The organism is Kordiimonas aquimaris, assembly GCF_025574485.1.
Taxonomy (GTDB): domain Bacteria; phylum Pseudomonadota; class Alphaproteobacteria; order Sphingomonadales; family Kordiimonadaceae; genus Kordiimonas; species Kordiimonas aquimaris.
The window spans coordinates 589,351-602,571 of record NZ_JAOBPO010000001.1 but is presented as its reverse complement, the minus strand read 5'-3'; the positions used below and the strand labels follow the sequence as shown (position 1 = coordinate 602,571).

The 13,221-nt window shown below is 47.5% G+C and carries 16 protein-coding genes; 5 read left to right on the top strand and 11 right to left on the bottom strand.

From position 1 onward, the window contains the following. Nucleotides 1-144: 144 nt before the first annotated feature. Nucleotides 145-900 carry a MerR family transcriptional regulator gene (locus OEU88_RS02860; protein ID WP_262693589.1) on the top strand — a complete coding sequence of 252 codons (756 nt, stop codon included), beginning with the start codon at nucleotides 145-147 and terminating at the stop codon, nucleotides 898-900. 104 nt (nucleotides 901-1,004) lie between these two features. Further along, on the top strand, nucleotides 1,005-1,493 hold the full coding sequence (locus OEU88_RS02855) for a YHS domain-containing (seleno)protein (protein ID WP_262693588.1): 489 nt from the start codon (nucleotides 1,005-1,007) through the stop codon (nucleotides 1,491-1,493). Nucleotides 1,494-1,513: 20 nt separating this feature from the next. Here OEU88_RS02855 and OEU88_RS02850 read toward each other — a convergent pair whose 3' ends face one another. Beyond that, on the bottom strand, nucleotides 1,514-2,959 hold the full coding sequence (locus tag OEU88_RS02850; RefSeq protein WP_262693587.1) for an agmatinase family protein: 1,446 nt from the start codon (nucleotides 2,957-2,959) through the stop codon (nucleotides 1,514-1,516). Between the two features lie 211 nt (nucleotides 2,960-3,170). Between OEU88_RS02850 and OEU88_RS02845 the strand changes: the two genes are divergently transcribed. After that, nucleotides 3,171-3,755 carry a hypothetical protein gene (locus OEU88_RS02845; protein ID WP_262693586.1) on the top strand — a complete coding sequence of 195 codons (585 nt, stop codon included), beginning with the start codon at nucleotides 3,171-3,173 and terminating at the stop codon, nucleotides 3,753-3,755. Nucleotides 3,756-3,760: 5 nt separating this feature from the next. Here OEU88_RS02845 and OEU88_RS02840 read toward each other — a convergent pair whose 3' ends face one another. From OEU88_RS02840 to rlmN, 3 genes are read right to left on the bottom strand one after another with little or no spacing between them, the layout of a single operon-like run. Then, entirely contained in the window at nucleotides 3,761-4,228 is a 468-nt protein-coding gene (locus OEU88_RS02840) for a GNAT family N-acetyltransferase (protein WP_262693585.1), read from the bottom strand. Beyond that, complete coding sequence (locus OEU88_RS02835; RefSeq protein WP_262693584.1) at nucleotides 4,225-4,644, bottom strand: hypothetical protein; 420 nt, start codon at nucleotides 4,642-4,644, stop codon at nucleotides 4,225-4,227. The genes OEU88_RS02840 and OEU88_RS02835 overlap by 4 nt, the downstream gene beginning before the upstream one ends. 4 nt (nucleotides 4,645-4,648) lie before the next feature. Further along, on the bottom strand, nucleotides 4,649-5,875 hold the full coding sequence (rlmN, locus tag OEU88_RS02830; RefSeq protein ID WP_262693583.1) for a 23S rRNA (adenine(2503)-C(2))-methyltransferase RlmN: 1,227 nt from the start codon (nucleotides 5,873-5,875) through the stop codon (nucleotides 4,649-4,651). Between the two features lie 223 nt (nucleotides 5,876-6,098). Here rlmN and bla point away from each other — a divergent pair, with 223 nt between their 5' ends. After that, nucleotides 6,099-7,010, top strand: a complete 912-nt coding sequence (gene bla / locus OEU88_RS02825; RefSeq protein ID WP_262693582.1) for a subclass B3 metallo-beta-lactamase — start codon at nucleotides 6,099-6,101, stop codon at nucleotides 7,008-7,010. Between the two features lie 107 nt (nucleotides 7,011-7,117). On the opposite strand, the gene OEU88_RS02820 is transcribed toward bla, so the two are convergent. The 4 genes from OEU88_RS02820 to OEU88_RS02805 all read right to left on the bottom strand — a co-directional run bounded on the left by OEU88_RS02820 (nucleotide 7,118) and on the right by OEU88_RS02805 (nucleotide 10,685). Continuing rightward, complete coding sequence (locus OEU88_RS02820) at nucleotides 7,118-8,065, bottom strand: glutaminase (RefSeq protein ID WP_262693581.1); 948 nt, start codon at nucleotides 8,063-8,065, stop codon at nucleotides 7,118-7,120. A gap of 79 nt (nucleotides 8,066-8,144) precedes the next feature. Continuing rightward, a complete protein-coding gene (locus tag OEU88_RS02815; RefSeq protein ID WP_262693580.1) occupies nucleotides 8,145-8,672 on the bottom strand; it encodes an invasion associated locus B family protein in 528 nt (175 codons plus the stop codon). Between the two features lie 70 nt (nucleotides 8,673-8,742). Next, entirely contained in the window at nucleotides 8,743-9,354 is a 612-nt protein-coding gene (locus tag OEU88_RS02810; RefSeq protein WP_262693579.1) for an RNA methyltransferase, read from the bottom strand. Beyond that, complete coding sequence (locus OEU88_RS02805; RefSeq protein ID WP_262693578.1) at nucleotides 9,354-10,685, bottom strand: MFS transporter; 1,332 nt, start codon at nucleotides 10,683-10,685, stop codon at nucleotides 9,354-9,356. Before OEU88_RS02805 ends, OEU88_RS02810 begins: the two co-directional genes overlap by 1 nt. A gap of 103 nt (nucleotides 10,686-10,788) precedes the next feature. On the opposite strand from OEU88_RS02805, the gene ispZ reads away from it, so the two are divergent. Next, entirely contained in the window at nucleotides 10,789-11,427 is a 639-nt protein-coding gene (ispZ, locus tag OEU88_RS02800) for a septation protein IspZ (protein WP_262693577.1), read from the top strand. Between the two features lie 7 nt (nucleotides 11,428-11,434). Here ispZ and OEU88_RS02795 read toward each other — a convergent pair whose 3' ends face one another. From OEU88_RS02795 to OEU88_RS02785, 3 genes are read right to left on the bottom strand one after another with little or no spacing between them, the layout of a single operon-like run. After that, nucleotides 11,435-12,208 carry an FkbM family methyltransferase gene (locus OEU88_RS02795; RefSeq protein ID WP_262693576.1) on the bottom strand — a complete coding sequence of 258 codons (774 nt, stop codon included), beginning with the start codon at nucleotides 12,206-12,208 and terminating at the stop codon, nucleotides 11,435-11,437. Continuing rightward, on the bottom strand, nucleotides 12,201-12,770 hold the full coding sequence (locus tag OEU88_RS02790; RefSeq protein ID WP_262694178.1) for an NUDIX hydrolase: 570 nt from the start codon (nucleotides 12,768-12,770) through the stop codon (nucleotides 12,201-12,203). The genes OEU88_RS02795 and OEU88_RS02790 overlap by 8 nt, the downstream gene beginning before the upstream one ends. 29 nt (nucleotides 12,771-12,799) lie before the next feature. Beyond that, complete coding sequence (locus OEU88_RS02785) at nucleotides 12,800-13,162, bottom strand: hypothetical protein (RefSeq protein WP_262693575.1); 363 nt, start codon at nucleotides 13,160-13,162, stop codon at nucleotides 12,800-12,802. Nucleotides 13,163-13,221: the final 59 nt, after the last annotated feature.

Below are 13,221 nucleotides of genomic sequence, written 5' to 3'. Positions count from 1 at the left end.
ATAAATTATTTGGCAAAGCATCAAGGCACTTAATACGTATTTTCGCATTCAATCTTTCGATAAAGTGTAAGACACTTGAAAAAAGTTCTTGCACCTGACGTTACGTCAGGCCCCACACGGTGATTTGTGGAAAGGAATGCGGCCATGAAACTATTATCGATAGGCGAATTATCAACACGATCAGGTGTTACTGTTCGCGCCCTCAGGCATTACGAAAAGTTAGGGCTTATTGAGCCCGGACGCACTGAGTCACGACAGCGCGTTTATGCCTACAAAGACATAGCCCGCCTGCAACAAATCCAGATGCTGAAACGCACCGGCCTAACACTGGCAAAGATCAAGGATATGATCAGCACAAGTGACTGGAGCGCCGCTCAAATACTGGAAATGCAAAAGGATATTGCGCTCAAACAGCTCACAGAAGCTGAAGCAACGCTTCGCCTTATTGACGAATCTCTCGCCTGTGTCGAAGCCGGCGAACCCGCAGACCTCTCCACACTTTGTCACATTATCAAAATGGGAGAAAATGTAATGACACATGAGAAATGGCAAAAAGTGTGGGATAAATTTTACACAGCCGAAGAACAGGAACGATGGGCGGCGGCAAAGTCAGCCATGCCGGAAGAAGCCATTAAAGCCAACGAGCAAGCATGGCCTGCCTTAATTGCACGAGCAGAAGCATTGGTGGGCACTGACCCAACTAGCCCAGAGGCGCAAGCCATCGCTCGCGAATGGAATGCGATGATGCAGCCTTTACTTGATATGGACCCAGCACTCGCAGCAGGAGCGGCCAAGCTTTATGACAATATGGATGACTGGCCGGAAGACGGTCCCAAGCCACCATTTTCAAAAGAGGTTTGGGCCTTTATTCAAGCAGCCAGTGCAGAAATAAAAACATAACCATAAAATAGCGCCAAGCCACTCACCGAACAGTGACCATAGTTTATGTGGCTTGGTGCAAACTATATATTAGCATTCTAGGCACTGAAGCGATGGTGATAGAAATGTTAAAACTTAATATATTAGTCAAATGGCAAAAAGTGCTGGCATGCTGTGCATTGCTGATGCTTACCGCATGCGGCAAAAGCTACATCACGCCAGACACTACCGTGAATGCACCAACAGGCATCGGCGTTATGGGCTATGATGTTGTCGCCTATCATACCCAACAAAAAGCTATCGCGGGCAGCGCAAACATTCGCGCCGAACATAATGGCACAGCTTACTTTTTTGCATCCGATGAAAACCTGCAATCGTTTAGGGCAAGCCCTGAACAGTATCTACCTGCTTATGGTGGTTACTGTGCCTATGCCATGTCACAGGGCAATGTAGTTGACATAAACCCACGCAATTGGGCAGTTGAAGACGGACAGCTTTATCTTAATGCCAACATCTTCGCTCAAGGCCTTTGGTCACTTGACAAACAGGGTCATATCAAAAGCGCAAATAATAAATGGACACACCTTCAAGAGAGCGTTCTTGAGCAAAAATAATTTCCAGACCGCACACCAGGTTATTTATCGTGTCCGTGATCAATGGTTAACGGGCTAAGATAATGCGGTGAAGTCAGGCCATTTTTGCGCATCGCCATGCCGGTCAGGCATTCACGCAGTATACGGTCCGCATTTTGCGAGGTTGTATACCCCGGATCCACAAGCGGGTTTACTTCAACCAGTTCAAAACCCACCACATTCTTCTCAGCGCACAAGCGCCTTACAATTGGAAACACTTCACGGGTCGTCAGGCCTCCAGGCTCAGGCGTGCCAGTTCCGGGTGCATAAGCTGGGTCAAGCACATCGATATCAAACGAAATATAGATATACTCCGGCCCTTCCAGCACTTCTTTCATGGCACGCTCCATTACAGCGTCCCAGCCATCTTTCTCAATCTCGGCCATGGTGTGATAACGCAAACCGTTTTCCTGCATCCACTCAAAGCCTTTTTTGCCAGGCCAATACCCACGCAAGCCGATCTGGATAAAGTTTTTACCCGGCACCAGCTTTTCCTCAAATAAACGTTGCACTGGCTTCCCATGCGACAACAGGTGTGTACCGCCCTTGCCAGCATCATAGTGTGCATCAAAATGCACAATGCCAACCTTGCCTGCACCGTACACATCCACAACACCCGCAGCGTCTGGATACATCAATGAATGATCACCCCCTACAATCATGGGAATAGTGCCGGCAGCAGCCACATCACGCACCATTTTACGAATATGTTCAAGGCTACGTTCGGTACTAAGCTGGTCAACTGCGATATCACCGTAATCAACAATCGTTAGCTCGTTTGTCGGTGACACCATCGTATGCATATGCGGCGGTTCAACAAAGCTATTGCCTTTATATATCGGGCCTGTACGCACAGCGCGCGGGCCGTATGCGGCACCCCTGTAACCACTACCCATGTCCATTGGAATACCCATGATAGCCACTTCTACTTCACCGGCGACAAGGTCTTCAGGTGTTATGGCAATAGGCATGTTCATGAAAGTTGGGATGCCAAGTTTGGGCTCTGCGTATAGGTAACGATTGACATTAATCGGACCCGGTGCGCGCGGAGTATCCAACGCGGAAGGCCGCAGCACTTTCCAGCCGTTAAAACCATCAGACTCTGTGTTAAGCGGAATGGATGCCATATCTGTTTCAGGGTTAAACTTTGATGCCTGCACCACACGCATCATGGCGCGTACATAGGCAGCTATGGCTTCCGGTGATTTACCTTCAATGCGTGCAAACAATATGTCGTGACGCTCTGCAAAGCCTAAAACATCATCACTAAACAGAAAATCCAGTTCTTCGGATGAGAGGCTTTCAAGCTTGGGGGACAGCGTTTCCGAAACTTCGGCACGCGGCGATGGTTGACTGTCTTCTTGTGCATAGCCGCTTGAAAAAGCGTAAGTGACCATAACACTCAAACAAACAGACATGCGCAAAACTGGCTTAAAAATAGACTTCATACATCGCCCCCTATATTTCCCTGACACAATAGTATCAGCTTTTTTTCAAAGGGGAAATGTTACACGCAGATGATTGATCAGTCCTTAATGACTCTTCTCAGCGCTATTTACTGCTGCACAATGGGATAAATGGCGAGCCCTTAGGGCCGAGGAGCATTAGGCAAAACACATCACAGACTCTAGAATTGATAAAGCTCTCGGGGAGGTAATGATGACTAGTCTTCTTTCGCGGTTAATTCGCGCTTTTTCTTTAACACTAATAGCCTGGTCCACATGGGCACAAGACACCCCTGAAGATCTATATGGTCGCCCGGATTTATCCAGGCCAGAATACGGGCAATTCGATTTCCTACGCGGGGAATGGCTGTCTTCCATTACCATCATTGATGCGAACGGAACGCGCAAACCCCTTGAAGGTACCTCCGACATTACCGCTTTTTATTTAGCCGATGGACGCACAATACAAACGTGCTTTCGTGCTGCTGGCTTCTATTCCACAGACGTACGCGCTTATGATGAAACTAAAGGTGTTTGGCGCGCTCATTTTCTAAATGCCACAGCACAGCGATGGAGTGGGTTTGAAGTTCAATACATTGATAGTGCAATGCACACAATTGTACTTGGTGGCTTTTCAGGCACAGAAGACTTTGATGTAAAGACCGTACAACACAACATCACGCAGGATAGTTTTCAAACTGATGTCTTTCGCCGCGTCAAGGGCAGCAATGATTGGGTGCAAACATACGAAATGAATTATAAGCGAAAGCTTTATAAAGCTTCAGGCCCGCGCTGCTAGCTTGACTATAGCTCCAGCCACATTTCAACGAGATCAATACCACAGACAATACCGTCTTTCTCGCGGCGCGTTACGGTAAATCCATACGGTAGGAAAAACGATTCTGTCGCGGGGCTGGTTGTCACCCGAATACGCTTTGCATCACCCATACAGCGAACGGCGTCTAAGCGGGCTTCCAATAACCCTTTACCAAGGCCGTAACCTTTATAATCAGGATGTACCATCCCCCAACTGGTGTGGACATCATTTGTATCTGGAACAGGAATATAGCCACCGCAACCAACAACCTTTTTAGCCACTTCCACCACTAAATATGTACCCGGAATATCATCCAGAAATTTCTCAAAAAGAGCGCGTTCTTGTGGAGCAAAGTAGTCGGGTGTATTAGCGTCGAGTGCAGCAAGGCAACTCTCGCGGTCTGTCGTTTGGTACGGGCGTATAACCGGTGTGTTTTTTTGGCTTAAATCGGTCATGTTTGTACTTCGATGCCGCATTTGCCAACAATAATTTTCCGAACGCTGTATGCGTCCATCGCCATAAAACGAGGTTGATCAGGATAATTTATGGCGATCATAAACATCGTGGCATCAGATAGTGAAGGCCAGCGCATCTCGGCGCTTACATAACCAGGCACCAGTTCATAATGACGAACAGCAATATTGCCAGAGTAACCTGCTAAGAAAGCCTGTTTATCGCTAAACCACCCTGCACCTCCTGCAGAATGAAGCATTGCACCAACGGCATTATCGCTCACAGCAATAAGGTCAATTTGAAGCGCTGTTTCATTGTCATCTTCGACATGCATTGTAAACGGATCAAGTTGCTGCCCACATCCAGTTAAGGTCAAAAACAAGAGCAGGAAAACAGCAATGTATCTAATCCGCACCATCAGGTTACGTTAGCCCAGTGGATGTGTGATGCACCTCATCCACACCACTACCTGCTCCGGCTGCCGCCGCTTGCTCGCGCAGTAATTCTGCTTTGGACTTTTTCTCAGATGCTGATTTAAGCTGACCACACGCCGCCATAATATCACGCCCGCGCGGGGTACGAATTGGAGCTGATATACCACCTTCATAAACGATGTCTGAAAAGCGCTGGATCTGATCCCATTCACTACATTCATAGTCTGTACCTGGCCATGGGTTGAACGGTATAAGGTTAACTTTAGCAGGCAATTTATAACGGCGGATAAGCTGCACCAGTTCGCGCGCATCTTTGTCGCTATCGTTCACGCCTTTCAGCATGGCATACTCAAACGTAATACGCCGCGCATTGTGCGCACCCGGGTAATTTGCACAGGCCTGCAGTACTTCATGTAAGTTATATTTTTTGTTAATTGGCATAATCTCTGTGCGTGCATCATCGCGCACTGCATGCAATGACACCGCAAGATTAACTCCGATCTCTTTGCCAGCCCGCTCCATGTGCGGCACAACACCAGACGTGGAAAGCGTAATACGACGACGCGACAATTGAATGCCTTCCTCGTCCATCACAATTTCAAGTGCCTTCTTCACATTATCAAAGTTATAAAGCGGTTCACCCATGCCCATCATCACGATATTGGTTACGCGGCGTCCTTCGGTCGGGTTTTCCCATTCGCCCAAATCATCGCGTGCGATCATCAACTGCGCCACAATTTCAGCAGCGGTCAGGTTGCGCACAAGACGCATGGTGCCTGTGTGACAGAATTTGCAATTCAAGGTACAGCCAACTTGACTTGAGATACACAGCGTGCCTCGATCTTCCTCGGGAATATATACCGCCTCAGCCTCGTTACCATCAGCGAAACGGATAAGATATTTACGCGTACCGTCCTCCGAATATTGTGCTTCAACAATCTCTGGGCGTTCAATAATAAAATGCGCTGCAAGCTTGGCGCGCACATCTTTTGAAACATTCAGCATATCGTCAAAACTGGATACACCGCGGTGATACACCCAGTGCCATACTTGGCTGGTGCGCATTTTCACCTGCTTTTCGGGCACACCTATATTGGCAATAGCGTCCTTAAGCTCGATACGATCAAGACCAAGAATATTAAGGCGGCCATCAACCGCGTCAGGGTTAGCGCGCGGAGATACAACAACGGGTTCACCGGTTGGGGTCACTTGCATGATAATTCACCTTGCCTTTTGCAAATATTATTTGCGCCAGGGCGTTTAAGGCTCGTTTGCGTTCCACAAATCGAGCGGTTACTGATGGCGCGGCTTATACGCAGAAACAGGGTGCCTTGTAAAGCAGAACAAAAGGGTGACACATTGCCTTGATGCAGTCATTTTGGCGATATACTTATATTCAAAATTCTCTTTGTAGCTATTATAACGGACAATATTTCCCATGATAAAATCACACAGCATATTCAGCGTTTTCCTTGCCATCATCTGTAGCTCGAACGTTTTGAGTATTCAAAACGGTGAATCTGCCACAACACCTTGGGATCAATGGGGCGACGCCAACCCATCCTGGGTAGAAAACACAGAGCCATTTCGTATCATCGGCAACATCTATTTTGTCGGAACAAAAGGTTTATCAAGCTTTCTGATTTCATCAAGTGAAGGGCATATCTTGATTGATGGTGGCTTGCCACAAAACGCACCCATTATTGCAGGAAACATCACCGCACTTGGTTTCAATATTAAAGACGTAAAAATACTGTTGAATTCACATGCACACTTTGATCACTCCGGCGGTTTGCGTGACTTGAAAGAAATGAGTGGCGCAAAGTTACTAGCGAGCACAGGCGACCGCTCCGCTTTGGAGGGGGGCTTCTATCTTGGCTATGAAGATAATATTAATTACAGCGCCCCTCCGGTTGAAGTTGATGAAATTATCAATGACGGCGACCTGGTCACACTCGGCGATATCGCACTCAAAACAAGTCTTACACCTGGTCACACACGCGGGTGCACATCGTGGACCACAAACATCGTTGAAGCTGAAGTTTCATATGAAGTATTGTTCTTCTGCGGAGCAACCGTCGCTGGCAACACACTAGTACCAGAACAATATGCCGGTATCGTTGATGATTATCGCCGGACGTTCGAGAAAACCGCAGCATGGCAACCAGATGTGATGTTGGTTAATCATCCATTCTTTTTTGATATGGATGCTAAACGCGAAAAACAGAAGAGCGGCGACCCGCTCGCCTTCGTTGACCCTGAAGACTTCCCCAAATTCATGGAAAATCTAAGCCAAGCTTTTGAACAGTCGCTCGCTCAGGCCACAGCAGAGAAAACGAATTCAAAATAAACCAGTGTTCGGGCTCAACAACAGGCCGCATTAATAGCGTGACTTAATATGCCGCAAATATCAATTTGTTAGCACGAGGGATTATATAGCTCTACCAGCTATACCGTCTAGAAAATGCTGGCGTGTGTCATACTGGTAAACATTTCAAGCGCGGCGGTGCCTACATAAGAATTGCCAGACTTATCTAACTCCGGGGACCATACAGCCACACTTAATTCACCAGGTACAACGGCCAGAATACCACCGCCAACACCACTTTTTGCAGGTAATCCAACACGATACGCAAAACTTCCAACACTGTCGTACATACCGCATGTTAACATAACCGCATTGATACGCTTGTTTTGCTTGCCGGACAAAACCGTATCGCCGTGCAACGGTGAATAGCCATCCATTGCCAGCGGCAACCCAGCCGTAGCCAAGTCCATACAACTCATCTCCAGTGCACACTGATAACAATATGTCGCGATCAACTCTTCCGGGTCACTGTCAATACAGCCGTATGTTTTCATAAGATGAATCATGGCGCGGTTAATATGGGCGTGCTCAAGTTCAGAATTTACAACGGTAGCATTAGAGCTAATCGTTTTATTTAGCCCCAAGTATCGCATATAATTAAGGATGCGTTCTCGGGTGTCGCCGCTCAAACTCATTAACAAATCAAGAGTTGCCAGCGCACCCGCATTAATGAATGGATTGCGCGGCACACCATGTTCGAGCTCAAGCTTCATCAGGCTGTTAAAACGATCTCCAGATGGTTCCTTACCAACACGCTCCCATACCACGTCACCAAGTTGAGACATGACCAATTGCAGCACAAAAAGTTTGGAAATACTTTGAATAGAAAAGGGCTCATTTGCATCCCCTACACTGAAGCACTCGCCGCGTGCGGTACGAACAGTCATACCAAACTTGTTAGGTGATACTTGTCCAAGTGCTGGGATATAATTCGCAACTCTACCTTTACCAAAGCAGGGCTGCACGGCTTCCTCTATACTCTCAAGGATGGCCTGATAATCCTGAACATCTTCTTGTTTATGCTGATCTGTTTTCATAATACCCAGCGTAACATGCGGAATATCTTATCCAACCACAAACTAGACCACTATTTTCTAGTATAAAGCCTAAAGTAAATCACCTGCAAGCCGCAGTGATGGCATTGTATGCCGCGGTAAAACCGGACAGGCTGTATGTATCTGTTGTGTTGGTGCCGCGCTGGCTGGAACCATTAACCACCATCCGGCTACCAGCACGCATCGCTGCAACAGCAGCAGCATCATCCTTGGGGTCATATGCCCACGCACCCGAACCTTCAGTAAAAAATTCAAATCGCTTGCGGCCATCAACGCGCACAACCGCGTCTGAACCTTGGCGTAGCGGATAACCCATGATGATGTTTACCTCGCCTTTCACACCATATTCTGGCCGATGAGAAACCATGGCATATATATCGCCGCGTCGTGCGCCTTGGCGACTAATCTGAGATGACTTGGGACTTGAAATCATATGGCAGGTTTTTTTACCGCCGGGGTATGTATACACAAAAGCGTCCCAATCGCGGTATGCACCCAAATGACGACGTTTTTCATTTTGGGCCTCAGCAGCAATGCTCATAAGCATGGCACACAAGCTAAGTGTCAGTGTTAAAAAACCAGATTTCATTTCTCAAAACTCTCCGTCTTCAATCCTGCCGCGTTTACACCGTAGTGGTTAGCACACGCGCGTATCAAACTTAACCACCTTTAGGTGTTCGTGGCAATATACCAACCCGTTTTGCCTCGCGGGCAACACGTTTGGCTTTGCTGTCTCGGCGATTACGCACTGGCCCATGAACATGTGTAGGCCTTGGTTCAGGTTTAGTGCCTGTCATCAATGGCCGGTCAGGGTATCCACCAAGCAGTCGATGTCTATCATACATAACAATCGCGCCAGCTGTCGCAACGTTAAGGCTGAACTTTGTCGGTATTTTGATTGTCAGGTCACAGCGCGCCAACATGTCAGAGCTTAAACTGGAGCGTTCACCACCGAGCACATAAATAGCCTGTGTTGGATGCTTGAAACTGGGCAATTCAACAGCATCCTCTGTTAACTCGATACCAACAACTTTACACCCCTGAGGCACATCCAGATCAGCAGCACTCATATAATTAAAGAACGGCATTTGCAGATGGCTTTTGCTGGTATCAACGAAATCCTTGGTCACCAGCTCACCTGTATGGCTGACAACCTTGGGGTTAATTGCAAAAACAAAACTGGCACCGAAGGCATGAGCCGTGCGCATCAGGTTGCCAACATTCCCTGCCTTGGATGCCTGATCAATTCCAATGGCAAAATAACCGCGCATCAGGCATTTACTCCTGCATCACCTTTGTCTGATTGCAAGTCAACTATAGGAACTTTTTTGCTGTCAGGGTGCATGGCCGCCACAAGGCAGCTAACTACAATTATTATAGATGCAATCATAAGCGATGCTTCCAAATTCCATTCAAACGCAATCCCCATAATAATGCTGGCAATCGGTATCAACCCAACCGACATAAACATGAAAATACTCATTACACGGCCAAGCAGCTTCTCAGGCGTGGCCTTTTGTACAAGTGTTGTGAAGTGCACCCAGATATAACTGTCCGCAAACCCTGAAAAAAGAAACAACGTCATGGCAAACCAATAAGGTGGATATATGACCATCAAGCCAATGGCGGCACCTGATCCGATAAAAATAAAGAACATGATCTGTACAAGGTTTTCAGGCTTGGGCCCTTTGGTGGCACCGCCGACCACAGAACCGAGAACAGCCCCTACACCGTAGGCGGCGATAATCAAACCATATACGTATGCAGGTTCAAGAAAGCGTGTTTTCGCAAGCGCTGGAAGACCGACAAAAATAGGCGTTTGGAAGAAAAATTCCAATATCGCTATACCAATGAAACCCAGTCTAAGGGCCGGAACAGACCACACCCACCGCACTGCCTCTTTGACTTCAGCTAAAACGCTTGTAGCACTTTCTTTTCCGGTTTCGGCTTCGTCATCTGCCGCCGACAAAGAACGTGCCTTTACAAACAATAATGTAATGAACGACATCGCAAACGTTAGGCCATCAATAAAAAAGGCACGCGCAAAACCAGGTCGATTAGATTGATACGTTGCCGCCTCCAAACCAACATCATGCCCTAGCGTGGTTACATGCCCCGCAATGACAAGCCCCGCGATCGCAGGGCCAATAATAACCCCCACAAAAATGGAGCTTTGGATAATGGCATTACCTTCTTTCAAATTATCTTTGGCTACAATTGTTGGCACCATTGATGTACTGGCTGGGTAAAAGAAGGCATCCGCTAAACCAAACAACAGTGCGATAATAAAAATGATCTGTATGCTGACTTGATCAACATGAACCAAATAGGCAAGCAGCATAACAAGCACACAGCGCGCAAGATTTGACAAAATCATAACAAGCCTTGGGCTCGTACGGTCGACCACTGCACCACCAACCAGCATCATGACCGCGCGCGGCAAACCTTGCGCCGCAAAAACAAAAGCCGTTAGCGCGGGACTGCCTGTCATTTGCAACACGAGAAACGGAAAGGCAATCAAACTGATATGATCACCTATCACAGAGATGAACTCTCCGATCCAGAACGTGAAGAAATTGCGATCTTTAAAAAGCTTAAGCATGCTATGCACCGGTTAAATATTGTTTGTCACCCTAACGAGGTCTTTTCACGGACGACAAGAGACGATAGGGTCTGCACAACTCAGTAAAAACAAGAGAAACAGCGTGATTGATAAAAAAGCAACAGATGATGCACAAAATCCACAAGCATCAGTAAATAAAAATACAGGCGAGCCCATCCAGACAAAACCAGCAGGTTGGATCAAACCTCTCATTGAATTTGGTTCGCTCATCAGCTTTTTTATTGCCTTCAAAATTGGCGGCATATATGCAGCAACTGCAACCTTCATGGTGGCACACCCACTGTCCATGCTGGCCGCGAAAAAGTGGCTGGGCCATATCGCAAAAATGCAGTGGTTCACCCTTGTTATTGTTACGGTAATGGGCGGATTAACGCTTTACCTGCAAGACGAAACATTTGTGAAGATGAAGTTGACAGTCATTAATGGCTTATTTGCATCCATCCTGTTTTTCGGACTGTTAACCAACCGGTTATTCATGAAAACGCTGATGGAATCTGCTTTTGAAATGCCTGATGCAGGGTGGCGCATGATGACTCGCAATTATGCGGCGTTCCTGGCTGTAATGGCTGTGGTAAATGAGCTGATATGGCGTAACTATTCAACAGACACCTGGGTTGATTTCAAAACGTTCGGCTATATGGGTGCAATGATTGTTTTCACGATCATTCAAATGCCGTTTCTGGCAAAATACATACCGCAGGAAGAATCTGAAGAGAGCTAACAGACCATTAGCTTAATACAGACCGACACAAATCCGGCAATTGCGCCGCAAATCCGGTATGCTCTTTTGGCAGAGCAACAAACTCCCAGCATTGAATTCTTTTAGACCATTGCTCAGGCAAAAAGGGCTCACCTGTCAGCCAAAAAACTTCCATGTCCATGTCGTTGAAAAACTGGAAAAAATCATCAGCCGTGTAGCCGTAAACTTTTGCTGATGCCTGCCTGCCGTTTTCAAAAACAACCAGTGGTCTGGATTTTTTCAGGCACTTTTGTGCCCCCATCAATGCATGAAGTTCGCCGCCTTCAATATCTAATTTAATCGCTGACACTTTGCGGAAAAAGGGCAGCTTACTGTCCAGCATAACCTGCTTAACAACAACTTCCTTCAATCCCCCTTCGTCATCATCAAACGGGGTGCTTCGGCGCTGCAAACCGCTGAAAGCGGGGCGGTTCTCAAAGTAGCTAAAGGCCGCATCTGTTGCCTCGCGCCCAAGGGCTAGCTGGTGCAGTTTAACGTTTCTGATACCTGCTTTTTTCAGTTTGCGCTTCAGGTTATCATGCATGGATACAATCGGTTCAAACGCATAAATCTGCCCTTTGACACCAACCGCTTCGATAACTGGAAATAGATGAGCCCCCTTGTGGGCCCCGACATCAACGGCCAAATCTCCAGGCTTTAACCACGCCTCATAAATCTTCTGCACAGCGCCTTCAAACAGCTCACCGACATCAGTGCCGGAAGCGGCTGCATGATCATGAAATTTCTGCAAAAGCTCAAACATGCTCCCACCCTGCCGGATTTGTATAAGGGGCAAAGCCTGTCTTGCCTTCGGCGTCTTTATAGTGCTTCAACACCCAATGCACGCTAGGGAATGCAAGATCGTCCCAAGGAATATCGGCCCACTCAAACAACTGCACGTCTGTGCTCTCAATGCCAGGAGCAAATGCTGGTTTTGGCAACGTGGCACGGTACATCATATGTATCTGGCTAATACGCCGCACTGAATATACCGCCAGCAAGTCAATAATCTTGATAGATGCGCACGCTTCCTCAAAAGCTTCACGCATTGCGCCTTCGTGCGGCGCTTCGCCCATCTCAAGAAACCCTGCAGGAATTGTCCAGAAACCTTTGCGCGGCTCAATCGCGCGGCGACACAGCATCACTTTATCCTGATAAGTAACAACTGCACCTGCTATAATTTTGGGGTTTTCATAGGCAACAAAGCCACAGTCACCACAAACAAGGCGCTCATGGTCATCCCCTTCAGGAATGGTGCGGTGAAAATGATCTGGTATAAACGGTGGATTCGACATAGCCACAATGTGGCGCGCCGCACGCTCCACGTCCAGCAAACTTTACCCGTAAATTTGAATTAAACCAAAATATTAACGATCTGTCCGAGAGGTTGCGGGCGCGCACTCTCTGGCGCGTTGGAAAACCGGCCCGTCGGTGCCTCACGAGAAACTGAAAACTCCTCGGCACGGCGTGTTGCGTCTTCAATTTCTGATGTTGTAGACAGGCTATTTCCTGAAGCCGTTTGCCTAACCGGTGCACGGCGATCTGCTGTCGGTATATCCTGCCGCGCTTCTACACGCTGGTTTACAACATCCTGCGGCGAAGGCGCACGATTTGCACCGTTATCGCTAACTGGTGGTCTTGCACTTAATCGAGAGGACTGCCGGCCTGCTTGCAACTGCGCTTGCAAGGCTGCGTTACTGGTATTTATATCAACCATGATCTTTGAACCTTAATCAAATCATGTTGCCCATTCAGCAGTGTAGGAAGGCATGCGTT